The organism is Pseudomonas sp. UBA4194, assembly GCF_002379585.1.
Classification (GTDB): Bacteria; Pseudomonadota; Gammaproteobacteria; order Pseudomonadales; family Pseudomonadaceae; genus Aquipseudomonas.
This window is the reverse complement of sequence record NZ_DFUE01000030.1, coordinates 72,222-97,443: the sequence shown is the minus strand read 5'-3', so window position 1 is coordinate 97,443 and position 25,222 is coordinate 72,222. Positions and strand designations below refer to the sequence as shown.

Here is a 25,222-nt window from a genome sequence, read left to right as displayed (position 1 = left end):
GCCCGCCATGGATCATCTGCCCAAGCACCGTATCTCCCCCTGGCATGCTGGCGAGAAGTTACTTCAGCAGAAGGTCTACGCCTCGGATCGTATGGAAGTGATCGGGCAGAAGGTCATTCGCGACTACATGCCCGATCAGCACCGGGAGTTCTATTCCCAGCTGCCGTTCATGGTGGTGGGCGCGGTGGATAACCACGGTCGGCCTTGGGCTACCTTGCTTGAAGGAACGGAGGGGTTCGTCACCTCTGCCGACCCGCGGCACTTGCTGCTTGCCGTGCAACCCGACCCGCACGACCCTGCCGCGTCAGGCCTGCAGGCAGGCAATGCTATCGGTATGCTGGGCATCGAGCTGCATACTCGTCGGCGCAATCGCGTCAATGGCGTCATCCAGCGCGCTTCAGCGCAAGGGCTTGGAGTATCGGTCGAACATTCCTACGGCAACTGCCCCAAATACATCCAGGAGCGCGCCTATACACGGGTGGCCGAGACCAGCGTCCAGCGGGCACCCCGCCAGGATTGCAATGGCCTGGACGATTACACCAGCGCTCTGATCAGCGCAGCCGACACGTTGTTCATCGCCAGCTACGTCGATCATGATGCCCACCACCGATCGGTGGACGTATCCCATCGCGGCGGACGTGCCGGTTTCGTCAAGGTCGACGGCAATCGGCTGACCATTCCCGACTACGCCGGCAACCTGTTCTTCAACACGCTGGGAAACCTGCAAACCAACCCCGTCGCCGGGTTGCTCTTCATCGACTTCGCGACCGGCGACATGCTGCAACTGAGCGGACGTACCGAGCTGCTGCTGGACAGCCCCATGATCAAAGCCTTTGAAGGGGCCGAGCGCCTCTTCACCGTCGAGGTCGAACACGTGGTGCTGCGCCCGGCCGCCCTGGCCATTCGTTGGCAATTCCACGACTACGCGGCCACCAGCCTGGCGACCGGCACCTGGAAGGAAGCCGAGGAGCGCATGCGGCAGCTCGAACAGCGTAGGCAATGGCAGCAATGGCGAGTCACGCGAGTACAACAGGAAAGCCGCGATATCCGCTCGTTTTATCTCGAACCACAGGACAGTGTCGTGGTGCCATTTGCCCCAGGCCAGCACCTGCCCCTGCGCATCGCGGTCAGTAATGACGAGCTTCTGGTCAGAACCTACAGCATCTCCAGCGCACCTTCCGACGGGCATATCCGCATCAGCGTGAAATTGCAGGGCGGTGCCTCGCAGCACTTGCACGAGAATGTGCAGGTGGGAGATATGCTGGAGGTGCGGCCACCCGTGGGCAGCTTTACCCTGGTCGACGACAACCTGCGACCGGTGGTGTTGATCGGTGCGGGTGTGGGCATCACCCCGATGATCTCGATGGTCCGGGAGCTGGTGGCGCAAAACCGGCAACACCGCACTATGCGCACCATCCATCTATTTCAGAGCGCCCGATCCTTGGCAGATCTGCCCTTTCAGCTGGAACTGACGCAACTGGTTCAGCACTCGGACGCCATGCTGCACATCCACCGCGTCCTCAGCAATCCCAGTGCCGAGGCGCAGCTTGACCGTGACTACCAGGTGGCAGGCCGGCTGACCTTCGCCCAGGTCAAGGCGCGACTGTCGCTGGATGACTACGATTTCTACCTGTGCGGCCCGGGCGGTTTTCTCCAGGACATGTACGACGGCCTGCGTGAGCTGAACATTCCAGATCAGCGCATCCACGCCGAGGCATTCGGCCCGTCGGCGCTGCGCCGGTCGCAAGCCGAACCACCAGCAACGTTGGCACAGCCACCGGCGGCGACGGCGCCGGTGCCCGTGTATTTCTCGGCGTCCGCCACCGAGGCGCGCTGGAAGCTCGACAGCGGCAGCTTGCTGGAACTGGCGGAAAGCCGCGGTCTTTCCCCCGAGTTCAGCTGCCGGGGTGGCTCGTGCGGAACCTGCGCCGTGCGGCTCATCAGCGGCGCCGTGCACTACACCAACCCACCGGCGCAATTGCCGGACGGCAACAATGTGCTGATCTGCTGCGCTGTACCCGCAGTGGTCGAAGGCGCTCAACAGCCTCTGGTGCTTGATCTTTAGCAAGAACGGGTTTCAGGGGGTCACAATGTCGAACATGGTCGGGAACGTATCGAGTAATGCCAGCAACTCACTGACCTTGCCGGCGTCGCCTTCGACCTTGGCTTTACCCGCATTGACTTCCTGGTCCAGCGTCAATCCACCCATCATGAGGCCAGCAAAGCCAAGCTTGTCCACAGTCAGCGTGGCATCAGGTTTGTCGAAAACCTTGTCGGCGCTGTAAATCACCACACCGTTGCGCAACTCAAGCGCATAGTTCACACCGTCCGGCTGCTTCCAGTTCAGCTGCAGGTGCTTGCCGATGGCTTTGGGGCCGTTGATGCGAACGCCCAGATAGTCGAGCAGCAGATCGGGACTCATGGCCGCCACCATGTCGGCACTGGAGGTGCTGATGCCGGGTACTTTCGGCACGCCATTGCGCAGCTCGTACGCGCCCATCAGGTATTCGTTGCGCCAGGTTGGGTTCTCGGTCTGGTAACCCAGTTGCTCGAACGCATCGGCTTGCAGATTGCGCGCCTCCTGATTGCCCGGATCAGCGAATACGACATGCTTGAGCACTTCTGCGGCCCAGCGATAATCGCCCTGGGCTATCGAGGTTCTTGCTTTGGTGAGGATCGCGTCCGCGCCGCCCATGAACTCGACGTATTTTTTGCCTGCCTCTGCCGGAGGCAACGGGTGCAGGTTGGCGGGATTGCTGTCGTACCAGCCCAGATAGCGTTGGTAAATGGCCTTGGCATCGTGGTTGACCGAGCCGTAGTACCCACGGTTATGCCACTGTTTGCCGGTGCTGTCGGGCAGTTGCAGTTGCTCGGCGATCTCGGTCATGGTGAAGCCTTTGTTCGCCAGGTTCAGAGACTGGTCGTGGATGTACTTGAACATGTCCCGTTGATCGGCAATGAAATTGACGATGCGCTGTTGCCCCCACATCGGCCAGTGGTGCTGGGCGATGACGATCTCGACCTTATCGCCATGGGTGTTGATCGCCTGATTCAGAGTCTTCCACCAATTCGCTGCGTTGCGCACCTGCGCGCCGCGCAGGGTGTAGAGGTTATGCAGCGTATGGGTGGCATCTTCAGCGGTGTTCAGCAGCTTGAACTGCGGGAACCAGATGAGCATTTCCGACGGCGCTTCGGTGCCCGGCGCCATCTGGAATTCCAGATCGACACCGTCGATGTTGCGTGTCTCACCGGTTTTGGTGATGGTGTCGGTGGGCGGGATCAGAGTGAAAGTGCCGAATGAGGTGGTCTTGCCCAAGCCAGCGTCGAGTTGGCCGCGAGCGCTGCGGGGCAGTAATGCGCCGTACTGGTAGAGCGTGCGACGACTCATGGCATTACCGGCCAGCACGTTCTCGCTCACGGCCTCTTCCAGGAAACCTTCCGGCGCGATGACCTTGACCTTGCCAGACTTCACGTCTTCTTCGCTGACCACCCCTTTCACGCCGCCGTAATGGTCCGCATGGCTGTGGGTATAGATCACCGCCACCACCGGTTTCTTCGGTCGGTTCTTGTAGTAAAGATCGAGGCCGGCCTTGGCCACCTCGGTGGTCACCAGCGGGTCGATCACAATCAGGCCGTTGTCCGTTTCGATGATGGTCATGTTGGACAGATCGAAACCACGAATCTGATAAACCCTGTCCGTGACCTTGAACAAGCCATTGTTCATGTTCAGTTCGGCGATGCGCCACAGGCTTGGGTTGACCGTATCGGGGGCCTCTCCCTTGATGAAGTCGTAACTGGTCAGATCCCAGGAGGTCTCGCCTTTGGCGTCCTTGATCGTCATCGGCACCAGAGTCTCGATGAAACCTTTTTTGGCATCTTCGAAATCCTGTTTATCGGCGAACGGCAACTCCTTGAGCACCGCAGCGTTGGCCTGGCGGGTTTGCTCACTCGCTTCTTTGGGCTCGACCTGAGCCAATGCAAGACCACTGTTCAGGCCTATCGCCAAGGCCAATAACGGATAACTTAACTTCATTGAAAACACTCCTGTGTCATGCAGTGAGTTACATGTTTGCTCGGCGAGGTCTACTCAATTGGCAAGGCGTTGCAATGATATTGCGCTCGTCCCGAGTCGGACGGTTCATCGACAGCAAACGATCTTGGTCAATGCCGTTTCTTCGAAGGACGTTCGTCTGCCTTGAATGGGCTTGAGTGCATGCATGCGACGTCCTTGTGCAGCCAAGAGGGGTGTATAGGCCGGAAACGGCAATAGGGAGCATAGCCTTGAAGCGAATGTTTGCTATCGATACTAGATATTTTTTTGGAAGCAAATGGACGAGCTACGCAGCATCCGAATAGTGGCCAATGAGTATTACCAGAGTATTTCGGGAAACTCGCCAGCTTTTAGGTTTATAAGCACGGATTGATTTATAACGCTTTCATGGGTGGACAAAAGTCCCATATCAAATGTTGTTTTTGCTCTGGCGGTTTCCACAGCCTCTGCTAGTTTTCAATGGCCCATGAGGATTTGCAAGCGGGCTCCATGCTTGGGTTGATAATTAGGGACAACATCATGAGCAGGCTACACTTTGGTAGAGCGGTCCTTATGACAGCTCTTGCTCCGCTAGCGTTGTGCGCCAATGCGGACAACGCCGACACCGCCAACAAAAGTAACAACCCGTTGAATCTGGCACCGGGGGCCAACCTGCAGGATTACTACACCCCGAAGCTTTATGACACCAACGTGCATACCAACGATGCGTTGCTACGAGGAACACTCCCCGTCGCCCCTGGGGACTTCATCGGTGTACCTCAAATCCTTCGTGCAACACTCCCGATCAGTACCCGTCCCGATCCACACGGCGGCTACAGTACCGGCATCGGCGATCTCAACCTTTTCGACATATTCCTGCTCAAGACCGAGGGCGTTCAGCTCGGGATCGGGCCGCAGATAACGGCGCCCACTGCTGCTCAGGATGAACTGGGTACCGGTAAATGGCAGGCGGGGCTTGCAGCCGTTGCAATCGATTCTTCACCCCGGGGGTTGTTGGGCGGACTGGTGCAATACCAGAGCTCGTTTGCCGGCGACAGTGATCGTCAGCATGTTGAAACCGCGACCTTCCAACCCTTCATCATTCACAACCTTCCCAAGGGGTGGTACCTGCGCTCGACCGGGACCTGGACCTTCGACCTGAAAAATGACACCCACTACATCCCGATTGGACTTGGGGTGGGCAAGGCATGGAAATCCGGAACCAATATTCTTAACGCATTCGTTGAACCTCAGTGGACAGTCGAGCGCAAAGGCGATGGTTTGCCGCAGTTCACAGTGTTTGCAGGTATCAACGTCACCTTTGGTAAATAGGTAGCTTTGTATGGATCATTTTGTTCGCTTGGCTGGCCGCACACTTCTTACCCTGGCCGTCAGTTGCGGCCTGGCCGCCCAGGCTCAGACGCTGGACACCCGTATTGGGCCAGTGGCAATGGAGGGAGAACTTCCGGCCCATGAGTCCATCGCCAAACTCTACTCGGAGCTGGATTTCCAGCAAGCCACCCAGAGCTATCTCTGGGCATTGCCGCTGGTTTCCTACGCACAGTGGCAAGGGGAGTTTCAAACCAAACTGGGCGCCAAGAGTGGCGACCTGATGGTGCTGACCAGTTACGAGGACAAATTGGGCGTCATCACAGCCAATGCGACGACGCCCTACATTCTCGGATTCGTGGATCTGAACGAAACGGGCCCGCTGGTGATTGAACTGCCACCGGGACCTACCGCCGGAGGCGTCGGCGATTTCTGGCAGCGTGCAATCATCGACATGGGCGAAACTGGGCCTGATAAAGGGAAAGGTGGAAAGTATCTGGTGTTGCCACCCGGTGCCCAGCCCCCCGCCGATGCCGACAAGTATTACATCGCCCATTCGGAAACCATGAATGTGCTGGTGGGGTTCCGTGTACTCGATCCTGACCCTGCCAAAGGCAAGGCCTTGGTTGAGCAGTTCAAAATGTACCCGTACAGCAATCGCACGGAGCCGAGCAAAACCAAGCTGCTTTCTCCGGGTGGTAAAGCCTGGTCGGGCACGCAACCTCGTGGCATGGCGTACTGGGAGCGTCTGCACCAGATCATCCAGAAAGAGCCGGTGAATGAACGAGACCGCTTCTACATGGCCATGCTGGCGAGTCTGGGAATAGAGAAGGACAAGCCATTCCAGCCGACACCCGCACAGAAAAAGGCGCTGGAAGAAGGCGCGCAGATGGGCGAGCTGATCGCGAAGGCCAACACCTTTGCCAAGCGGTTCCCTGGCGCCCAGTTCTGGCCAGATCGCCAGTGGGACACAGTGCTGAACATTGCCGAGCCTTCACAGCGAGTGGCGTTCTACGATCAGCTTTGGGAACGCAGTGCCTGGTTTTATGAGGCTGTGACCAACACCAAGGGCATGGTTTCAAAAACGCCTGGTCTGGGCCAGACCTATCTGGGTGCCTACACGGACAAGGACGGAAAGTGGCTCGATGGCGGCAGAAGCTATCGCTTGCATGTAGGGGCTAATCCGCCCGCCAAGCAGTTCTGGTCGATGACCGTCTATGACACCGACACCCGCTGCTTGATCGACAATCCCCAACGAAAAGCGGACCTGTCGTCCCGTCAGGACCTGAAGAAAAATCCGGACGGTTCGGTGGATCTGTATTTCGGCCCTGAGGCGCCCGAAGGATTCGAGAAGAACTGGGTTCAAACCGTGCCTGGCAAGCACTGGTTCAGTTACTTCCGCCTGTATGCACCGACCGAAGCCTATTTCGACAAGAGCTGGAAGCTTGATGACATCACGCCCGTGAACTGAACAGGAGATGGCGGTTAGCCCACCGAGAACAGCGATGAGTGACGATTACTACCCGTGGGCCACCGCGATAAGGAGCGACAGGATGCTCGGATTTCAAAGATTAACCATTCTCGGGGCGACGTCCCTGGCATTCACGCCCATGCTGGCGCTTGCTGACAATGCCAGGGACTGGCAGAACCTGCCGACTGATCTCAACATGGTGTTCGGGTATTACAACCGTATCGATACCAACACGCCGATCGACACGTCCCTGCCCATTGACGGGCTTTCGCTGAACGCAAATCTCTACATTGCGCGTTATGCCCGCTCTTTCGCTATCGATGGGCGCAACAGTGCTATCCAGATCTTGCAGCCATACGCTGATATCTCCGCGTCTTTCGATAACGCGCGGTTCTTCGATGGCACCAAACACAATGGCGGAATGGCCGATACGCAAGTAGTGCTGGTGCACAACCTATTCGGGGGCCCGGCACTGACCAAGGAAGAATTCGCGAACTGGACGCCTGAGACCTTTATGACAGGCGCACTCTGGGTCACGGCACCAACGGGCGACTACGACAAGGACCGAGTCATCAACATTGGGTCAAACCGCTGGGCCTTCAAACCGGAGATCGCCTTTGGCACGCCTATCGGCCCGACCTGGCTTGAACTGAACGGTTACGTCTCGCTCTACGGGGACAACGACGACTACCAAGGTAACCGAACACTCGAGCAGAAGCCTTTGTACGGCGTTGAAGGACACTTCAGTTACACCTTCAACCGTGCACTCTGGGCTTCTCTTGATGCCACTTACAATCGGGGTGGCGAAACCAGGATTGACGGGGATTGGCAAGACAACAAACAGGAGAACGCGCTACTGGGAGCCAGCATGGGCTTCATGCTGTCACCGCAGTTCGGTGGGCTCATCGCCTATTCCGACACAGTGTCTGAACGTACCGGCTCTGCTGACGTGAATACCTGGACGCTCCGACTCCAATACGCCTGGTAGGCCATCGAGGCCAACCGCATCTGACGAGATATCATTATGAGAACGCTGACGTTCAAAACGCTCTTGTGTTCCGCCATTCTGGGGGTGGGTGGTTGCGCCAGTACGCAGGTCGACCCCAGTCACTACTCTGGATTTCTCAAGGATTACAGTCGCCTCAAGGCTGATGAAAGCGTGAGCGGCGCGCCAGTGATGCGCTGGATCGATCCGGACATCAAGCTGGATAAATACACGCAGGTGTACATCGAACCCAGTCAGCTCTATCCCAAACCCCAACCTACAGCGGTGATCTCAGCACAAACCCTGCAGTCGATCACGCGCTACTACGACACGGCCCTCAAACGCGAACTGGGTAAAAACATGCGCTTGGCGGAGGGTCCCGGCGCCAACACCATCACCGTTCGACCTGCCATCACCGCTGTATCGACCAGCACCGAGCGCCTGAAGGCCTATGAGGTGATTCCGGTCGCGTTGGTGGCCGCCGCCGTAAATACAGCAGCCGGCGGGCGAGACCAAAGCGTCGAGATCGCCACCGAATCTGCATTCCTGGACGCGGCCACGAACGAGGTGCTCGCTCAGGTGGTTCGCAAAGGTAGCGGTAAATCTCTGGAGAACGACAAGGCGCAACTGACACTCTATGACGTCAAGCCAGTACTCGACGGTTGGGCAAGCGACATGCGCCTGACTTACGAGAAATTCAAAACGGGTAAGTAGCGGACCTGTAAACCGGGTGACTTGAGCCAGCAGTAAGGATCGATAGATCATGAGAGCAGCGGGCGAACAATCTGCCAATACACCACCGGAGGTACCATGAAGATCGCCCTCTTCAGCGCTCAGCCCTACGATCGAAGGTTTTTCGAAGAAGTCCTGCATCGAGACCATTCCGATAAAGATTGGGCGATCACCTACTTCGCCGACCGCCTCGACGCCGACACTGTTGCGCTGGCACAGGGCTTCGATGCCATCTGTGTATTCGTCAACGATCAGCTGGACGCCAAGGTTCTGCGGACGCTGAAGCAGTATGGCGTGGAGGCGGTGCTGCTGCGATGTGCCGGATTCAACAATGTCGATCTGACCGCCGTGCAGGCGCTGGGGCTGCACGTATCCCGCGTGCCCGCTTATTCCCCTGAGGCGGTGGCCGAACATACGTTGGCTTTGGTGATGACGCTGAATCGGCATACCCACCGGGCCTACAACCGGGTGCGTGAAGGAAACTTCATGCTCGATGGGTTGTTAGGGTTCAACCTCCATGGCAAGACGGTGGGGATTATCGGTACGGGGCAGATCGGCCTTGCCACTGCTCGGATATTTAAGGGCTTTGGCTGCCGAGTATTGGCGCATGATCCTGTCGAAACGCCGGACTTCATGAAGCTTGGGCACTATGCTCGCCTGGATCAGCTACTTGGCGAATCGGACATCGTCAGTCTGCATTGCCCGCTGAAGGATGCAACCTATCGCCTGATCTCAGCTGAAACGTTAACCCGAATGAAACCGGGGGCCCTGCTCGTGAACACGTCACGTGGCGCGCTGATCGACACCCGATCAGTCATCGACGCCCTGAAATCCGGCCACCTTGGCGCACTGGCCATCGACGTCTACGAGCAGGAAAGCTCGTTGTTCTTTCAGGACCACTCCAATGCCTATATTGACGATGAAATTTTCCTGCGCCTGACCACTTTCCCGAATGTCATCGTGACGGGGCACCAAGGATTTTTCACTCAGGAGGCGCTGGAGCAGATAGCCAGTACCACATTGCATAACCTGAGTTGCTACGTACAAGGTGCTGTGTGCGAGAACATCTGTTCGAAGGTCTAGCAACCCATCCCGTGTTGTCAGCGACGCTCGCTGGCCTGCCGTGCCGCGCCGACCATCCCATCTAGCCAATCCTGGTGACCGTTGATCATCGGGTTGGGCTTGGCCCTTGCCAGGTCTTGAGCGGGTAAGCCCTTTTGAGTTTCCTGCGTGAGGATCCGAACGCGACCGTCTGATAAGTCCTCGATCAGCCAAGCATGATGTACGTCTATACGAGTCTCGCCTTCGCCTGCCCAACCGTGCCAAGCCACCCGACCAGGCTGACCATCCATAGGTTGAACATACTCGGTACATTTCGCTTCTACCGGGAAACCAAAGGTTTCGAAGTAGAACCGCGCACCTACTTCCAATTGCGGCCCTTGAGCATTGTGAAAGCGGATGTTGGCTGAGTTGGCATAGTACGTGGGCCAGAGCGTCGCTGTGCTCAGCAGTGGCCAGATATCGGCAGCATTCATGCCCGCTACAATCATTTCGTTAGAGACAAAGTTTTCGGTGAAGCCCGGAAGAAAACCCTCGGGCCAAAAAATCTCGTTCATGCCAGGCACTCTGCTTGATGGAATCACCCTATAGTCCGTGCTAACTTGAAATAACGCCAATCGTCATATTTTATTTTGAGCATCATGAAATCTGATATCAGGAACCTCGACTTCAATCTGCTCAAGGCATTGGATGCGCTCCTCGACGAACGCAGCGTCACCCGCGCGGCCGAACGGTTACACCTCACTCAACCTGCCGTCAGCGGGATGCTCACTCGCCTGCGTGAAAGCTTTGGCGACCCGCTGTTTGTAAGAGCACAGCGAGGCATGGTGCCAACATTGAGAGGGGTGGAACTAGCGGGCCCGGTCAAGCAACTGCTGGGTGACATCGAACAAATGCTGCAGCCTCAAGCATTTGACCCAGCCACGGCGAGTATGACCACCACTATTGCCTCAACCGACTATGCCTTGAAAGCCATAGTAGTGCCTTTCTTGAGTGCACTAAGAGTAGTGGCACCAAATATCCGGGTTGCCGTGAAACCGATCGACACTCTGCAACTGACGACCCAGTTCGAGCGGGGGGAAGTCGATCTCGCACTACTGACGCCTGAAAGCACAGGGGCAATGCTGCACTCGGAAGCGTTATTCAACGAACGCTATGTTTGTGTGATGCGCACAGATCACCCTGACGCGACAGGCGAGGCTTTGACCTTGGATCGTTTTTGCACCTTGGATCACGTCCTCGTTTCACCCTCAGGCGGAGCGTTCCAGGGCGTGACTGATCAGGCCCTCGCTCAAGTCGACAGGTCGCGGCGAGTGATGGTCTCGGTGACAAGCTTTCTGGTGCTTCCGGAAATTTTGCAGGCCAGCGATCTTATCGCCGTAGTACCGCACCGGCTGGCGAAGAACATTACCGGCCTAGCGATAACTGACCCGCCTCTCGAGATTTCCGGATTCAGCAAGACCGTAGCCTGGCATGAACGCACGCACCATGATCCTGCCCAACGATGGTTGAGAACGTTGCTGATAGACACGTGCAGAACACTCGACTAGGTACGCTAGTGTGGGCGCCGCTCGGCGAAGGCGACTTAAGCAAGCAGTAAGGATCCATGCATCATGAGAGCAGCGGGCGAACAATGTTCCAATACACCACCGGAGGTACCATGAAGGTCGCCCTCTGCAGCGCCCAGCCCTACGATTTAGCTCGCCCGCCATCAACCGGCAAACATATGCCCGTTACATGCATGGCCCCCGGGCCGAGCAGGAAAGTGACAGCGTGAGCAACATCTTCAGGTGTTCCTGCGTGCCCCAGCGCAGAGCGGGCGTTTGCTACCCCAGCTTTCATCAGTTCAAGCCTGGGCGACTTGATGGGGCCCGGGGCCAACGCATTGACGCGAATCCCATGCTCGCCGTATTCAGTAGCCAGGCCCTGGGCCAGTAAATTCAATGCCGAATTGGCACATGCGCCGGGTAAATGCCGAGGGGGAGGAACGGTGCCGCCGCGACCACTGATGAACACGATGCTGCCGCCCTTCTGACTGATCATCGTCGGGATCACAGCCCGCGCAGCTCTGATTGAACCCATCAGTTTGGTGTCTAGTACCTCGCTCCAGTCCTTATCTTGTAGCGTCAGGAAGTCGCCGAAACGCGGGGTCGTGGTACAGGTCACCAGGCCGTCAATCCGGCCGTGCTTCAATACAATTGCCTGGGCTGCCGCCTCGACCGCCTGTGTGTCGGTCACATCCAGGCTCAGGCGTTGCACCCGTGAGCGACTGATCGGCAAGGTGTCCACGTTCCGCCCACTCACGATCACCTGAGCACCCAGCCCATGCAGACGCTCGCAGACAGCCCGCCCTAATGCACCTGAGGCGCCGGTAACCCAAATGACCTGCCGAGCCAGATCTTTCATACATCGCTCCAAAGCGTCTCAATGGTGGGCAAATCCTCCAGCCTTTCCAGCGAGGCGATGAATCGAGCCAAACGCGCCTGTTCAATACTGGGTTCAGCAAGTGCCGCACATGCGCGGGCCTTGGCTCGCCATTGCTCGGCAGACAGCGGCGATTCGGGCGATCCAGGCAGGGCGCGACAGATCTGCTCGTATACCTGACCTGTTTTCAGCGTCACGCGGATGCTCGCCGGCGCCAACTCATGGCGATTTTCGACGTCAATTTGCAAGTGAATGCGCGGGATCATGGCCTTTATCTGGTCATCCAGAAGTCGATCGGGTTGCAAGTCGTTCAAACTGATGGGGCCGCGTAAAAGCACGCTAGCAAGGTGATAACGCAGGTTGAATTGAGCAACCACCTGCAGATCACCTTGAACAGTGAAGTCGCCGCCTACCAACCGATGCATGAACGGCGAAATGATCCCCACAACCTGCTCTACCTGGTCCGCGCTGAATCCGACCCGCGCTCGGAGATCAAGCAGCGCTTGAATCCCCGCATGGCTGCATGCACACACCGGAAAGCCCTTGACGGCAGTATCGAGCAATTGCCAGTCGTGCCCCCAGCCCGCCAGCACGTTCTGATCGTCGCCGGGCTGGTACAAGGCCCGCATGCCGAACTTGCCTTCCAGCGCTTGACCTGGCCCGGTTGCCCCGGCCTCGGCCAGCAATGCAGCGAACACACCACTGCGAGCTGCCAGGGCTGGTTGCAACCGTTTGGTCAGGGTTTGCTCGATATTGGCCTGCTGCGTGCCAGCAGCCTGTGACGCCGCAAGCCCCAGCGCGTGAGTCAGACGAGGAACATCGAGCCCCATCAGCAAACCGCTGGCCAGTGCTGCACCGATAGGTCCGTAGATGGACGTACCCGACCACCCTTTGGATATACCCGTTGCGCAGCGCGCCAAGCGGCTGACCGTTTCGCTTGCAATGACGTACGCCCTGATCAGCTCTCGCGGCGAGCACTCGTATTGCTCGGCCATGGCCCAAGCCGCTGGCAGCGTGACCAGATCCGCATGTACGGCACCGTTGAGGCTATCGTAGTCAAGCGCTGCGGCATGCAGAGTGTTGAAGAACGTAGCGTCCATGGCCGACCAGGTTTGCTGCCGGTCGGCAAACCACACCCGACTCTGCCCGGATGACGGCGCTACCGCGCGCCCCATGGCGACGCTGGTCGCCTGACTCCTGCCCGCGGCGGCAACGATCAAGGTATCGGCTATCAGTCGCTTGGCCTTGTCGAGCACTGGCGTCGGGATGTCACCATAGGCAAGCGCTGATGCCGCGAGGGCGATTTGCCGGGTGATCGTATCAGCGGGCATGTTGATTGCTCGGTCGCGCCAGCCCCAGATGCTCACGCAGCGTACTGCCCTGGTAGTGAGTGCGGAACAGTCCGCGGCGTTGCAGTTCAGGTACCACCCGCTCAGTGAAATCACTCAGCCCCAGCGGTAACTCCGCGGGCATGATATTGAAACCATCGGCAGCCCCTTCCAGCAGCCATCGTTCCATCACATCAGCCACCTGTTCAGCGGTGCCGACAATGGTCAGGTGCCCCCGTGCGCCCACCACTCGCTGGTAGAGCTGGCGGATGGTCAGGTTATCCCGACGCGCCATATCGATCAGCAGTTGACGGCGGCTTTTCGGGCCGTTGGCTTCCGATAGCTCGGGTAATGGTCCGTCCAGATCGTAGCCACTCAGATCCACTTCGCCCAAGGTCGTCGCAAGGGTCGCCAGACCTACCTCCGGCAGTACCTGATCCTGCAACGCCTGAAACTTTGCTTCGGCCTCAGCCTGGGTCGCGGCAACCACCGGTAACAGACCCGGCATGATCAAGAGCTGATCAGGATCACGTCCCGCCTGGGCGGCCAAGGCCTTCATGTCGGCATAGAAATGCTGAGCGGCTTCGAGGGTCTGTTGTGCGGTAAAAATGACGTCAGCGGTCGCTGCACCGAGCCGTTTGCCTGTGTCTGACGAGCCCGCCTGGACCAGCACCGGGTGTCCCTGGGGTGGACGTGCCAGGGTCATCGGCCCTTTCACCGAAAAATGCTCGCCCTGGTGATTCAATACATGAAGCCTGGCAGGGTCGAAGAACTGCCCTGCCTGTTTGTCGTCAACGAATGCATCGTCCTCCCAGGTATCCCACAAGCCTTTGACCACGGTGAGGAATTCCTCGGCACGAGCATAGCGGTCACCATGCACGGCATGCTGGTCGCGACTGAAGTTGAGGGCTTCTGCCTCGTTGTTGGAGGTGACCAGGTTCCAGCCCGCACGACCCTGACTGATGTGGTCCAGTGAAGCGAAATGACGCGCCAGTGTGTAAGGCTCGTTGTAGGTGGTGGTGGCGGTCCCGATCAACCCGATACGTTGGGTAACCATGGCGAGCGCGGACAGCGCAGTGACCGGGTCCCAATGAATCGAGCGCGCCGTGTGTTGCAGCGCATTGATGTCGTTGGCGCCCCGCATGGCATAGGAGTCCTGAATGAACAACAGATCGAACAGTGCGGATTCGGCGAGCTGGGCCAGTTCAACCTGGTGGCGAAAGTCTCGGCCCGCATCCGCTGCGGCCTGAGGGGCGCGCCAACCAGCAATGTGGTGACCGGTTTCCTGAAGAAACAACCCCAAACGCAATTGACGGCGCATGATGTCTCCTCAACGCTGCAGCGTGGAATCGAAGGTGGCGCCTAACTGCGCCTGCCCGATGATTTGCGCCGTGCGGTCATGGCCGGCATGCACCACGAAGGTCTCGATGTTGCGCGCAGTGCGTCCCAGCGGATGTTCTTCGAATTGAGCGGTGGCGCCCGCCGAATACAGCACACTTTGCAGCGTGTTGAAGGCGGTGCGTGCAGCCGTGGATTTGGCACTCATGGAGCGCAGCTCGGCCTGAACCACATCGGCACTGCGCCAGCCTTGCACGGCACTGTCGAACATCGCTGCAGCGGCATCCATCTGCATTTTCACCTCACCGACCCGCAATTGGGTGTAAGGGTCGTTACCCTTGTTGCGACCACGCTGATAGTCCAGATACCAATCGAACAGACCCTCGGTGGTGCCCAGGTAATTGGCGGCAAAGCCCAGGTGGAAACGACCCTGCCAGCGTTGGCGGGCAAAGGCACCTGGCTCGCCGAGCAGATGGCTGTCCGGCACGAAGACATTGTTCAGGTGCATGATCGGGCTGCGCGCGCCACGCATACCGTGGGGCTGATACCACGCATCGTCCCAGGAGACGCCCGGCATGTCAGGGGTGATCAGCATCATTTGCAGGTTATCCAGATACCCCTCAACGCCGTCCAGCGCCACGGAAGTGATGATCAGGTCTGCAATCGTGCCGTTGGTGACGAAATTCTTCACTCCATTGACCAGCCAGCCGCCGTCGACCCGGGTCGCACGGGTTTTCATCTCATACATATTGATCCGGCCCGGCTCGCTGCCCACTGCCGAGAAGATGCTGAATTTTTCCAGCGCCGGTTTGACGAACAGTTCGATCTGCTCGGGCGTACCCACCGCCTCCAGCTGCCACAGCGCATGGTTATGCAACTGGAAACAATGCCCGGTGGCGCTGTCGGCACGGCAAATAGTGCGCAGCATGTTCAGAAACAGCTCAGGCTGCGTCCCTTTGAGACTGCCATCCGGGCCACCCAGGGCCGCCGAGTGCGTGACATGCAACAGGCCCTTGGCATGCAGAGCCTGGAGGCTGGCTTTGGGCGCGATGCCTTCGCGGTCGGCACGAGCGCCCTCTTCGCGAATCTCTTCAGCCAGCGCGAGGATCTGCGGCACGGCATCGCGCAATTGCAGGTGTTCAGACATGGGTGTCTCCAGAAATGAAAGGGCGCGCATCAACTGCGCAAAACCGAGGCGTGGAAAAGCTGCTCAACCGCGACAGGTTCAGGCAGCAGCAGTTGGTCGACCAGGTAATCGATGAACCACTCAAGGTTGTCGCGGTTGGCCTGTAATCCGGCGGGGAACAATCGATCGCCAAAATCCCGCTGGCTTTGCTCCCAGGCCAGTCGTCCCAGCGGCATGCTGGTATAGGCGTAGTCTTCGTAGATCTGCCGGGTCTTGGCCTGGGCATCGTCCCAGGCGTGCATCAGGTAGGCCGGCAGTTGCGGGAAGCGTCGCGCAACGTCATCGCGAATGACCAGCAGGTGCATGGCGGGAAAGCACCGGCGCTGCTGAAAGTAATCCAGGCATTCACGACGCTGATCGGCGAACAGGTTACGTACCCCGCCCTGCCCGTCCAGGATCGCTCGGGGAGGCTTGGGATCAATGAAGGCGTCGACTTCACCGGACAGCAGCAACTCTGCGCCGCTGGTGCCTTGAGGCATTCGGTTCAAGCGCAGGCGTGAGTCGCTCAGCGCGACCTGCTCGGCGTCCTGAACCACCCAGTCGATGTCTTGCCAGTCGACACCATGGCGGGTTTTCAGATCGCCTTTGGCCAACACCGACAGGCTCACCTGCCAGCCACGGATAGCGATACGCCGACCCCGTAAATCAGCAGGCGTCTGGATGCCGGAGCGCGTATTCACATAAATATGATTGGCACTGAACAGGCGCCTGGGAAATACCGGCACGGCGGTGAAGGCCGCGCCCTGCGCCTTGGCCAGAATATAAGAGGCCAGTGACACCTCGGCGATGTCGAACTCGCGGTCACGCAGCATGCGCCCATGACGATCACCGCCATCACGGCCCGGCGGGCTCATGCCGACATCCAGTGCCTTTAGATGAAAACCTTCCGATGTGGGCAGCCAGCCAAGAAAGAACGGCAAGTGCCGATCGAAGTTGGCCAGCGCAATGCTCAATTCGGTGGACTGGCTCATGCCGCCGCCTGCGAGGCAATGCTCAATTGCGCATTCATTGCAGCGCCTTCTGGGCCAGTTCCGTGGCCTGTTGGGCCTTGCCGGCGTTGGCTTCGGAGTTGAAGGTCAGGCCTTTCTCGAACGCCTCCGCCGTCAACGCACTTACCGGCAAGCCTGGAGCAACATCGGTGCGCCGTGAGTTGACGAAACCCCGCTTGGCCCAATCCGCCTGAGCAGGTTGCGACAGGAACCAGTTGACGAACACCTTTGCAGCATTGGGGTGAGGCGGCTTGTGCAACAAGGCAATTGCGCCCCAACCCGGTGTCCAGGCCGTTTGCTCAGGTGGGGTTTTCAGCGCCTCGACCGATTGGGCCAGTCCTTGCTCCTTGAGGCTGGCGATCTCGGAAGGGCTGAGCCCGGAAGTGATGGGATAGGCGCCCTGCGCAACCCAGTCAGCCAGCTGACGATTGGTTGCGGCAATCACCGGCTGTTGCTGGGTAAGAAACTGCTGAGCTTTTTCCGTACCCAGGGTAGTCTGCAGCAACGTGATCAGGTGGCCGCTGCCCCGGGTGCGCGGGTCGAGAATGGCGATCTTGCCTTTCCACTTCGGATCAAGCAGATCGTCCAGGGTTTTGAGTTCGGATTCCGGAACGGCAGTGCGGTCGATGTTGACGTTGTTCTGCTTGCCAGCCTGGAAGGCGTAGATGTACTTCTGCTGGTTGTCGAGAAAGCCTGCCGCGAAGCCACCCAGCCAATGCTCGTTTGCAAGGACTTCGGGTTTGACGATCAATGGCCGGATCGGGTCGTACCAGCCATCAGGCAACTGCTGGGTGAAGGTCGAACCACTGAAGCCCAGTACGGTGACGTCCCACAGGTATCGATTCACCCGCCGCTCATTGCGGATACGCGCTTCGAACTCGGGCGAGGTTACGCCGGTGTATTGCAGCTGGATTTTCGGGTAAGCGGCCTGAAACTGCTCGATAGCCTGGCGATAAGGCTGGATGACCGGGCCAAGCAGGGTCAACTTGCCCTCTTTTTCCGCCGCGGCCACCACCTGATTCCAGTCTTCGGCGTGGCTGACGCTGATATGCGACAGGGCAAGAATGGCGCTGCCCAGTACCCATGTACGGCTGATCGATTTCATCAAGATGACACCTGAGTGGCCAGCAGGCTGGCGTGTGGATTGGAGGAGAAAAAGACGTCGACCCAGGTCCCGGGCGCGCTGCAATGGTTACGTGGCTGATACGCCATGAGCTGCTGACCGTCTTCGAGCTGGACGTGGGTCTCGTAGCGATCACCGGCGAAAATGCTGTGAGTGACCTGGGCACGCACCTCATCGCCTGGGCGTGAACCCGCAGGTTTTAGTGCCACGGCGTCGGGGCGTACCCACAAGGTCACAGGTGAGTCCACCGCCTGTACGAGCGGCTGCGCCAGATCGACCACGGCGTTGGCAAGCCTGGCTCGATTGCCACCGTCCAGCAGCCGACCCTGAAGTTGCGTACCTCTGCCGACGAATTGCTGAACGAACGATGTGGCCGGCTGGTCATGGATCTGTTCGGCGCTGCCGATCTGTTCGACGCGACCAGCACGTAGCACCGCGATGCGGTCGGATAGTGCAAAGGCATCGTCTTGATCGTGGGTGACCAACACGACCGTCAGACCCAGACGTTTCTGCAGATCCTTGAGTTCGTGGCGCAGTTGCTTGCGCAACCCGATATCCAGGTTGCTGAAGGGTTCATCGAGCAGCAACAGCGCGGGGTCGCCGACCAGTGCGCGCGCCATCGCCACGCGCTGTTGCTGCCCGCCACTGAGCTGGTGGGTTGCGCGCTGGTCATAGCCGCCCAGCCCCACGGTCTCGAGTATGCCCAGCACTCTTTCGCGGATCTGTGCCTTGGGTACTTTCTGGTTGCGCAGCGGATAGGCAACGTTGTCGAAAACGCTCAGATGCGGCCACACCGCATAGCTCTGGAACACCAGGCCTACCCCCCGCTTCTGCGGCACCAAGAAGGTACCAGCGGCAGTGTCGACCCATGGCTGGCCGTGAAAATACAGCCCTCCCTCATCCGGGCTTTCCAGGCCGGCGAGGATTCGCAACAAGGTGGTCTTGCCGCAGCCGCTGGCGCCCAGCAGCGTAAAAATCTCGCCCTGACGGATATCCAGCGACAGATCGTCGAGGACTCGATTGCCTTCGAAGGATTTAACGATATGACGAATTTCCAGCATGATCAGACCTGTCTGGTTTCGGGGCGATAGCCCAGGCGGCGAGCGATGAGTGCGGCGCAGATGGCGATCAGCGCGATGATCACGCCAATCACTGCAGAGGCCTCGTTACGGCCCTCGGCGATGTATTCCAGTTGCAGCATCGACAGCGGTCGGTTGTCACTGCTGACCAGCAGTGCCAGGTGGCTGATGTCCCGCGCAGCCGTGACGAACGCCATCACCGCAACCACTACGATGGAACGGGCACACAGCGGAATGACGATGGTCAGCACGGATTTCCAGGGCGGTGCGCCACTGACCCACGCGGCCTCTTCGAGCTCGCGATTGATCTGCAACAATTGGCTGCGAATCAACTGCACGCCCAAGGTGACCGACGCCAGGCCAACGGTAATCACCAGGCTGAGGGTGGAGCCGTATAGCCAGTCAATGCCGCTGTGCAGAATCAGCCAGAGCATCGCCAGGGAGGCCAGTACGCCGGGAATGCTGAACGGAATCCAGGCGGCGAACTCAAGCAGGGCCCGCCCGGCACGCCGGGAACGCACGATGGTGTAGGCCACCACCAGGCTCAGGGTTGCCGCGAAGGCCGCGCTACCCGAAGCGATGGTGAGGGTATTGATGACCGAATCCGTGAAGCTCGGGTCACCCACCACACTTCGCCAATGCTCAAGCGTCCAGACCTCATCCAGGTTGAAAAACCCGAATCGGCGCATCAGGCTGCTGGTGACCAGAAACGCCAGCGGCACCACGGTCAGCAACAACGCGAACAGCCCCACCAGCAGGCCGAGCGGCCAGCGCCATCTACCCAGGTTCATGACCGCGGTCTTGGCCTGGCCGGAGACGGTCACGTGATGACCTTGGCGAGTGCTTCTGCGTGAAGCGATAGCCAGTAGCCCCATGATCGCGACGATCAGAATGCCCAAGGCAAAGGCGCTGGCGAAATTGATCGGGTCGTAGCGAGTCATGTCGTAGATCAGGGTGCTGTAGACATCAATACGCTTGGGAGCACCCAGCACCAGTTCGATTTCAAACGATTCCAGGCCACGTATCACACCCATGATTGCCGTGACGATCAGCGCCGGTTTCAGAAGTGGCAAGGTCACTCTGCACAGCGCTTTGAAGCGGCTGTCGCCAGCCACGAGTGCGGCTTCTTCATAGCGCGCATCCATGCTTTTGAATGCGGGCGTGAGCATCATGACCTTGGCCGAAACAGTGGTGGTCGCCAGATGGGCGAATACGATCCCGCCCCAGCTGTAGATATCCAGCGGCGCCTGGCTCAGACCGAAAGCCTGCATCAGCCAGCGATTGAGCAGCCCGTTATTAGGGTCCAGCAGCAGCGTCCAGCCCTGCACCACGGCTAGCGCCGGCAGAAAGAACGATACCCAGAATGCGAACTCCAGCCAGCCGCGACCTGGCAAGTCGGTACGACCCAATAGCCAGGCCAGGCCGATGCTGACCGGCATGGCAATCAGCTGGCTGGTCAGCGTCAGGCCCAGCGTATTGCCCAGTGCAGTCAGGATTCTCGGCTCATTGAAAAGCGCCTGCCAACCTTGCAGTGTGAAGCCCTGCGTTCCCTCGATCTGGCTTTCGAAACTGCCCTGTATCACGGCCAGCAAAGGCAGTAGCGTCAGCGCCAGGAAACCCACCAGCAACACGCCATACAGCACACCCTCGAGCGTCAGGTATCGTGTCTGACGGGATGATGTTTGCCGCAATGCGACGGGTTTGGTGATTGACATCGGGAGCTCTCGCTGAAGGCGGGTGATAAGGGCTGAGACGGTCAGAGCAGGGCCAGGGTGTAGCTGACGATCACCCGACTTTCGTCAACGTCCCGGGTACCGCTCAACGCCGAGCGGAACGAACCATTGCGCCAGATCAGATTGACCCCTTTGAACGAACCCGTTTGCACCGTGTACTCGAGTGAGGTGCCGCGATACCACTCGTGGGCGGCTCCCGAGGCGGTGGCAATGTCGGTGCCTTTGAGGTAGTCGGCCGACAGTTTCAACCCCGGCAATCCGGCGCTGGCAAAGTCGTAGCCATAGGTCGCAATCAAAGTCCGCTCGCCAGCATGCTGAAAGGTATTGAGGCTGCGGTCGGTGGTGAGATAGGCGCGGACGCCATCACCCATGGTCATGAATGGCGTATCGCTGCTTCCCGTCAGGCGCTGATAACCCAGCCCCAGCGAATGTCCCGCCAGCGAATAGGTGAACACGGCGCTCCAGGCCCGATTGTCCACTTCGCCAGAGTTGCCATAGCCGTTACTGACGTAGCCCTGCGACCGTCCGGCCTGGCTCGCATTCTTGCCTGTAGAGTCGCTGATGAACCCCCGGATATCGGTCTTCAGCGCTCCCACTGGCAGCTGGGCGCGATGGGTCAGGCCAACGAAATGCTGGACGTAGAAATCCTCCAGTTTTCCGTAGTAATACTGGGCCGTGAGATCTTTGGAGACAGCGTAATCGGCGCCGGCGAACAGGAAACTGTTCACGAACTGGCCGGTGCGGGCGTTGTTGGCGCCCAGGATCGAAAGACCCTGATTGTCGGTAGAGTTTCGCCCTTTGGCTTGGGTGAGCTTGCCCGCCGTCAATGTGAGCTTATCTATCTCACGAGAGGTTATCTGCCCGCCTTCATAAGTTTGCGGCAGCATGCGGCCATCGTTGTAGGTCACCACCGGCAGCGTAGGGCGAAGTGTCCCCAGCCTGAGCTCGGTGCGACTGACACGCGCCTTGACAGTGGGTCCCAGGCTGGAAAATTCGTTTACCGCTCGACCGTCATCGCCCGTAGGAAATACCTGACCGCCTCGGTTGCTGCTGGTGGGGTTGTAGTGGGTACCTTTGCCTGAATCCAGATGAACACCCAACAGGCCCAATGCATCGATACCAAAACCGATGGTCCCCTCGGTGAACCCTGACCGGTAATCGAGAATGAAGCCTTGTCCCCATTCGGATTGCCGCGAGGGTGCGGCTGCCCCGCTACGGTTGTCGCGGTCGATGTAGAAGTTACGCAGCTCTAGCGTAGCTTTGCTGTCAGCCAGAAAACCGGCAGCATGAAGCGGTGCATTGACACCCATGACGGCGGCTCCGGAAAAAATCGCCGCAGGTAAATACTTGCTCAACGGATAACTCCAACTTCCTGGTGGGTAGTTGACCTGAGCGTTCCGTTGTCGAATTAGCCAATTAGGTCTCGTGCCATAAGCGGCAGGAGGAGACTCTAGATAAAATTAATTTTTTTATGAAATGTTAATTTATTCTGAGCATATGCTTTTTTTGCAGGAGCCTGCGTTGGGGCTTTGAGGCAAAATGTGCGGCAATACACCGCTCTTCAAGGCGGCCCATCGCGGCGAACCAGACACGGACAGCTGAGCATGACCATTACCAAATCCCCTCTCGGGGTCATCGAAACCGTGTATCAACACCTGCGTGTGAGACTGGTGACAGGTCAGCTGAAACCGGGTGAAAAGCTGAAAATCAGTCTGATGAGCGATGAAATGCACGTCAGTACTGGCGTGGTACGCGAGGCCCTGACGCGGCTGAGTGCCGAGAATCTGGTAGTCGCTACACCCCAACGTGGTTTCAGAGTGGCGCCGATGTCTGCGTCCGAACTGCTCGACCTGACCCATGTACGCATCGACATCGAAGGGCTGTGCATTCGACGTTCGCTAACGCTCGGTGACGTTGAATGGGAGTCTGCCGTGGTCGGTGCCTATCATCGCCTGATGCACACGCCCGCCCGTGACGGTCATCGCCAGGCCCTACCCTCAACGGCCTGGTACAGCGCGCACAATCATTTTCATGACACCATCATTTCTGCCTGTGACAGCCCTTGGCTGCTCAAGCTACGCGGACAACTGCACGTTCAGGGCGAACGCTATCGCCTGATCGCTGCGTCCATGATTCATCATGATGAGCGCGATCTCGACGACGAGCATAGGCACCTGCTCGATGCCGTGACCCGTCGTGATATCGAACTCACGATCGAGCTTATCGGTGCCCACTTCCTACAGACCGCCAAGGGCTTGATCGAGCGTGGTGCAGACATCTGGCTCGCACGTTGAGCCTTGATCGAAGTCAACGGCGCTGGGCTTTTTCGGCACTGATACTGGCTACGGTCATTGCCGTTCTGGACATGAGCGCCATCAACCTGGCCCTGCCGACCATCGCCGATAGCCTTGGGCTGGGTATCGGCGATGTGTTGTGGCTGAGCAAAGCAAACCTGCTGGCTTGTTCAATTGCCATTCTGCCCTGCGCTGCTGTGGGGGACGTACTTGGCCATCGCCGAGTCTTTTACGCCGGTTTGCTGACGTTTGCCCTGACTGCTACCGGCTGCGCCCTCAGTAGCGAACTCTGGGAGATGATTGTTCTGCGTGCAATTCAGGGCTGCGCCAGTGCCGCCATCATGTGCAGCTCGCTAGTGCTGCTACGAGAAATTTTCCCGGCAAAGCTGTTGGGGTCGGCACTGGGCTTCAATGCTCTGTTCGTTGCCGTGGCGACGACAACGGGCCCAGCCATCAGCGGGTTGATTCTGACGTTCCTTTCATGGCGCTGGCTGTTTGCCCTGAGTCCGCTTCTTGCTCTGTCTGCGCTGTGGCTCGGCTGGGTGTATCTACCAGAAAAGCGGTCCATCGGCAGTCGCTTCGACGGGGTGGGTGCCTTGCTGCTCATCGGCACCGCGAGCGTGCTACTGAAATGGTATTTGAGTCCCGAAAGCACTTGGCTAGGCGTCCCCGGACTGTTATTGGCCAGTATTTTCATCTGGCATCAGCATCGGACCCATTCACCGATATTGCCCCTGAGCCTGTTCTCCAATCTGCGCTTGGACTACGCCCTTATGGCGTCGGTCATCGCTTTTATCGGGCAAAGCTGCGCCTTCATCGCCCTCCCACTGGCATTCCAGCAAGAACTGGGATTCAGCCCGATGGCCGCAGCGGGATTGTTCGTCGCGTGGCCACTTGCGACAGCCCTCATCGGGCCATGCGCCGGCAAATGGGCAGACCGAGGGAGTCCTCGCGCTGTGGCCTGTGCAGGTATCTCAATATTGGCCTTGGGCCTGGCAGCGCTTGCCAGCCTTCCTGCCAACGCCCAACCCATTGACATCATATGGCGCACCGCCCTGTGCGGGATCGGCTTTGGCTTGTTTCAGTCTCCTAACAACCGGGAAATCCTCACCAATGCCATCGCGCAACATTCTGCACGCACGGCCGCGCTGCTCAGTGCTGCGCGACTCATTGGCCAGGCACTTGGGGCGGTGATGGTAGGGATTGCGCTAAGCCAGGGGCAAACAAGTCGACTTACCCCTATCCCGCAATTACTTTGGTACGCGTGCGCTTTGCAATTGGGGTCACTGCTGGTCGGTGCACTGATGTGGTTTGCCTGCAGCAAACAAAGCAGAAGTACCAGATCCAGTATTTCGCGCTGAAGCAGGTTCGGCGCCGGGAATTCAGAGATATGCATCCCTGATAGGCAGTCCGACCTTGCCGAGCACCAGCCTGCTCTGTGGCGCTGGTGCTCCGGCGGCCGCACCAGATTCCCCATAAATATTACAAAGCAGTCGCCCGCACCCGCTCACGAAAATCGTTCTCGATGTCATCCTGCAACTTCAGCTTCTTGGCCAACGTTGGGAGGATGTCACGGCGGATAACCACAATGCCGTCGCGATCACCCAGGATCGCGTCACCCGCATAGCAGACGACGTGGCCGCAGGCCACAGGCGCACCGACTTGACCTGGACCGTACTTGGACGGGCCGGCTGGGTTGACCGCACGGGCATAGATGGGCAGACCCATGATGTCGAGCTCCTCGACGTCCCGGACAGCTCCATCGATAACAACAGCAGCGACTTTACGCGCCAGACAGACTTCGCCTAACAGGTCGCCGAATACGGCACGATTGGTTTCCCCATTGCCGTTGATGACCAGGACGTCCCCGGGCTGAGCGTCATCCAAAGCTCTATGGATCGCCAGGTTATCGCCCTCTCTTGTCAGAAGTGGAAGCACCGTGCCAAAGAACGACGTCTTGCCAGCCACATGGCGGATGGACGATGCCATCATGCCCATTCGTTGGAGCACATCGCCAATGAGCGCGACTGGATAGTTCGAAATCTCCTCGATCAAGTGCAGGGGGGCACGTTCCCAGTTGTCGCTCACGACAATGCTTTCATCGGATACGCTGATAAACATG

At 58.7% G+C, this 25,222-nt stretch carries 21 protein-coding genes; 9 read left to right on the top strand and 12 right to left on the bottom strand.

All coding sequences use genetic code 11. The features are described 5' to 3' along the window. The first annotated feature begins 7 nt into the window (after positions 1-7). The gene (locus B3397_RS08710; protein ID WP_296249114.1) at positions 8-2,065 is read left to right on the top strand and encodes a pyridoxamine 5'-phosphate oxidase family protein; all 2,058 of its coding nucleotides are present in this window, start codon (positions 8-10) and stop codon (positions 2,063-2,065) included. 12 nt (positions 2,066-2,077) lie between these two features. On the opposite strand, the gene B3397_RS08705 is transcribed toward B3397_RS08710, so the two are convergent. Continuing rightward, a complete protein-coding gene (locus B3397_RS08705) occupies positions 2,078-4,033 on the bottom strand; it encodes an alkyl/aryl-sulfatase (protein WP_296249112.1) in 1,956 nt (651 codons plus the stop codon). A 537-nt stretch (positions 4,034-4,570) separates the two neighbouring features. Between B3397_RS08705 and B3397_RS08700 the strand changes: the two genes are divergently transcribed. From B3397_RS08700 to B3397_RS08680, 5 genes are all read left to right on the top strand, one after another. Continuing rightward, complete coding sequence (locus B3397_RS08700; protein ID WP_296249110.1) at positions 4,571-5,362, top strand: hypothetical protein; 792 nt, start codon at positions 4,571-4,573, stop codon at positions 5,360-5,362. 10 nt (positions 5,363-5,372) lie between these two features. Continuing rightward, positions 5,373-6,830: a DUF1254 domain-containing protein gene (locus B3397_RS08695; protein ID WP_296249107.1), complete on the top strand. Its 1,458-nt coding sequence runs from the start codon at positions 5,373-5,375 to the stop codon at positions 6,828-6,830. A gap of 82 nt (positions 6,831-6,912) precedes the next feature. After that, complete coding sequence (locus tag B3397_RS08690; RefSeq protein WP_414704364.1) at positions 6,913-7,818, top strand: transporter; 906 nt, start codon at positions 6,913-6,915, stop codon at positions 7,816-7,818. Between the two features lie 36 nt (positions 7,819-7,854). Further along, on the top strand, positions 7,855-8,529 hold the full coding sequence (locus tag B3397_RS08685) for a DUF3313 domain-containing protein (protein ID WP_296249105.1): 675 nt from the start codon (positions 7,855-7,857) through the stop codon (positions 8,527-8,529). A gap of 96 nt (positions 8,530-8,625) precedes the next feature. After that, positions 8,626-9,630, top strand: a complete 1,005-nt coding sequence (locus tag B3397_RS08680; protein ID WP_296249103.1) for a 2-hydroxyacid dehydrogenase — start codon at positions 8,626-8,628, stop codon at positions 9,628-9,630. 17 nt (positions 9,631-9,647) lie between these two features. Here B3397_RS08680 and B3397_RS08675 read toward each other — a convergent pair whose 3' ends face one another. Continuing rightward, on the bottom strand, positions 9,648-10,163 hold the full coding sequence (locus B3397_RS08675; RefSeq protein ID WP_296249101.1) for an SRPBCC domain-containing protein: 516 nt from the start codon (positions 10,161-10,163) through the stop codon (positions 9,648-9,650). A gap of 84 nt (positions 10,164-10,247) precedes the next feature. On the opposite strand from B3397_RS08675, the gene B3397_RS08670 reads away from it, so the two are divergent. After that, positions 10,248-11,156, top strand: coding sequence for a LysR family transcriptional regulator (locus B3397_RS08670; protein ID WP_296249099.1), 909 nt, complete (start codon positions 10,248-10,250; stop codon positions 11,154-11,156). A 139-nt stretch (positions 11,157-11,295) separates the two neighbouring features. Here B3397_RS08670 and B3397_RS08665 read toward each other — a convergent pair whose 3' ends face one another. The 9 genes from B3397_RS08665 to B3397_RS08625 are packed head-to-tail and all read right to left on the bottom strand — an operon-like array spanning position 11,296 to position 22,116. Beyond that, positions 11,296-12,012 carry an SDR family NAD(P)-dependent oxidoreductase gene (locus B3397_RS08665; RefSeq protein ID WP_296249096.1) on the bottom strand — a complete coding sequence of 239 codons (717 nt, stop codon included), beginning with the start codon at positions 12,010-12,012 and terminating at the stop codon, positions 11,296-11,298. Further along, positions 12,009-13,397, bottom strand: coding sequence for an MmgE/PrpD family protein (locus B3397_RS08660; RefSeq protein WP_296249094.1), 1,389 nt, complete (start codon positions 13,395-13,397; stop codon positions 12,009-12,011). Before B3397_RS08660 ends, B3397_RS08665 begins: the two co-directional genes overlap by 4 nt. Continuing rightward, entirely contained in the window at positions 13,351-14,679 is a 1,329-nt protein-coding gene (locus tag B3397_RS08655; RefSeq protein ID WP_296249093.1) for an LLM class flavin-dependent oxidoreductase, read from the bottom strand. Before B3397_RS08655 ends, B3397_RS08660 begins: the two co-directional genes overlap by 47 nt. A 9-nt stretch (positions 14,680-14,688) precedes the next feature. Further along, entirely contained in the window at positions 14,689-15,843 is a 1,155-nt protein-coding gene (locus B3397_RS08650) for an acyl-CoA dehydrogenase family protein (protein WP_296249091.1), read from the bottom strand. Positions 15,844-15,872: 29 nt separating this feature from the next. Then, positions 15,873-16,853, bottom strand: coding sequence for an ABC transporter substrate-binding protein (locus tag B3397_RS08645; protein ID WP_296249090.1), 981 nt, complete (start codon positions 16,851-16,853; stop codon positions 15,873-15,875). A gap of 34 nt (positions 16,854-16,887) precedes the next feature. Beyond that, positions 16,888-17,976: an ABC transporter substrate-binding protein gene (locus B3397_RS08640; protein WP_296249088.1), complete on the bottom strand. Its 1,089-nt coding sequence runs from the start codon at positions 17,974-17,976 to the stop codon at positions 16,888-16,890. Then, positions 17,976-19,055 (bottom strand): ABC transporter ATP-binding protein, encoded by a 1,080-nt coding sequence (locus B3397_RS08635; RefSeq protein ID WP_296249086.1) that lies wholly within the window; start codon positions 19,053-19,055, stop codon positions 17,976-17,978. The genes B3397_RS08640 and B3397_RS08635 overlap by 1 nt, the downstream gene beginning before the upstream one ends. Before the next feature lie 2 nt (positions 19,056-19,057). Beyond that, positions 19,058-20,788, bottom strand: a complete 1,731-nt coding sequence (locus tag B3397_RS08630) for an ABC transporter permease (RefSeq protein ID WP_296249084.1) — start codon at positions 20,786-20,788, stop codon at positions 19,058-19,060. A 41-nt stretch (positions 20,789-20,829) separates the two neighbouring features. After that, positions 20,830-22,116 (bottom strand): OprD family porin, encoded by a 1,287-nt coding sequence (locus B3397_RS08625; RefSeq protein WP_296249156.1) that lies wholly within the window; start codon positions 22,114-22,116, stop codon positions 20,830-20,832. A 294-nt stretch (positions 22,117-22,410) separates the two neighbouring features. On the opposite strand from B3397_RS08625, the gene B3397_RS08620 reads away from it, so the two are divergent. Next, positions 22,411-23,100: a GntR family transcriptional regulator gene (locus B3397_RS08620; protein ID WP_296249082.1), complete on the top strand. Its 690-nt coding sequence runs from the start codon at positions 22,411-22,413 to the stop codon at positions 23,098-23,100. Next, positions 23,097-24,461, top strand: coding sequence for an MFS transporter (locus B3397_RS08615; RefSeq protein WP_296249080.1), 1,365 nt, complete (start codon positions 23,097-23,099; stop codon positions 24,459-24,461). Before B3397_RS08620 ends, B3397_RS08615 begins: the two co-directional genes overlap by 4 nt. A gap of 121 nt (positions 24,462-24,582) precedes the next feature. On the opposite strand, the gene B3397_RS08610 is transcribed toward B3397_RS08615, so the two are convergent. After that, complete coding sequence (locus B3397_RS08610; RefSeq protein WP_296249078.1) at positions 24,583-25,221, bottom strand: RraA family protein; 639 nt, start codon at positions 25,219-25,221, stop codon at positions 24,583-24,585. Position 25,222: the final 1 nt, after the last annotated feature.

Excerpts from the sequence above, each read along its gene's own strand:
- B3397_RS08710 (WP_296249114.1), top strand. The coding sequence starts at position 8 with ATGGATCATCTGCCCAAGCACCGTATCTCCCCCTGGCATGCTGGCGAG.
- B3397_RS08705 (WP_296249112.1), bottom strand. The coding sequence starts at position 4,033 with ATGAAGTTAAGTTATCCGTTATTGGCCTTGGCGATAGGCCTGAACAGT.
- B3397_RS08700 (WP_296249110.1), top strand. The coding sequence starts at position 4,571 with ATGAGCAGGCTACACTTTGGTAGAGCGGTCCTTATGACAGCTCTTGCT.
- B3397_RS08695 (WP_296249107.1), top strand. The coding sequence starts at position 5,373 with ATGGATCATTTTGTTCGCTTGGCTGGCCGCACACTTCTTACCCTGGCC.
- B3397_RS08690 (WP_414704364.1), top strand. The coding sequence starts at position 6,913 with ATGCTCGGATTTCAAAGATTAACCATTCTCGGGGCGACGTCCCTGGCA.
- B3397_RS08685 (WP_296249105.1), top strand. The coding sequence starts at position 7,855 with ATGAGAACGCTGACGTTCAAAACGCTCTTGTGTTCCGCCATTCTGGGG.
- B3397_RS08680 (WP_296249103.1), top strand. The coding sequence starts at position 8,626 with ATGAAGATCGCCCTCTTCAGCGCTCAGCCCTACGATCGAAGGTTTTTC.
- B3397_RS08675 (WP_296249101.1), bottom strand. The coding sequence starts at position 10,163 with ATGAACGAGATTTTTTGGCCCGAGGGTTTTCTTCCGGGCTTCACCGAA.
- B3397_RS08670 (WP_296249099.1), top strand. The coding sequence starts at position 10,248 with ATGAAATCTGATATCAGGAACCTCGACTTCAATCTGCTCAAGGCATTG.
- B3397_RS08665 (WP_296249096.1), bottom strand. The coding sequence starts at position 12,012 with ATGAAAGATCTGGCTCGGCAGGTCATTTGGGTTACCGGCGCCTCAGGT.
- B3397_RS08655 (WP_296249093.1), bottom strand. The coding sequence starts at position 14,679 with ATGCGCCGTCAATTGCGTTTGGGGTTGTTTCTTCAGGAAACCGGTCAC.
- B3397_RS08650 (WP_296249091.1), bottom strand. The coding sequence starts at position 15,843 with ATGTCTGAACACCTGCAATTGCGCGATGCCGTGCCGCAGATCCTCGCG.
- B3397_RS08645 (WP_296249090.1), bottom strand. The coding sequence starts at position 16,853 with ATGAGCCAGTCCACCGAATTGAGCATTGCGCTGGCCAACTTCGATCGG.
- B3397_RS08640 (WP_296249088.1), bottom strand. The coding sequence starts at position 17,976 with ATGAAATCGATCAGCCGTACATGGGTACTGGGCAGCGCCATTCTTGCC.
- B3397_RS08635 (WP_296249086.1), bottom strand. The coding sequence starts at position 19,055 with ATGCTGGAAATTCGTCATATCGTTAAATCCTTCGAAGGCAATCGAGTC.
- B3397_RS08630 (WP_296249084.1), bottom strand. The coding sequence starts at position 20,788 with ATGTCAATCACCAAACCCGTCGCATTGCGGCAAACATCATCCCGTCAG.
- B3397_RS08625 (WP_296249156.1), bottom strand. The coding sequence starts at position 22,116 with ATGGGTGTCAATGCACCGCTTCATGCTGCCGGTTTTCTGGCTGACAGC.
- B3397_RS08620 (WP_296249082.1), top strand. The coding sequence starts at position 22,411 with ATGACCATTACCAAATCCCCTCTCGGGGTCATCGAAACCGTGTATCAA.
- B3397_RS08610 (WP_296249078.1), bottom strand. The coding sequence starts at position 25,221 with ATGTTTATCAGCGTATCCGATGAAAGCATTGTCGTGAGCGACAACTGG.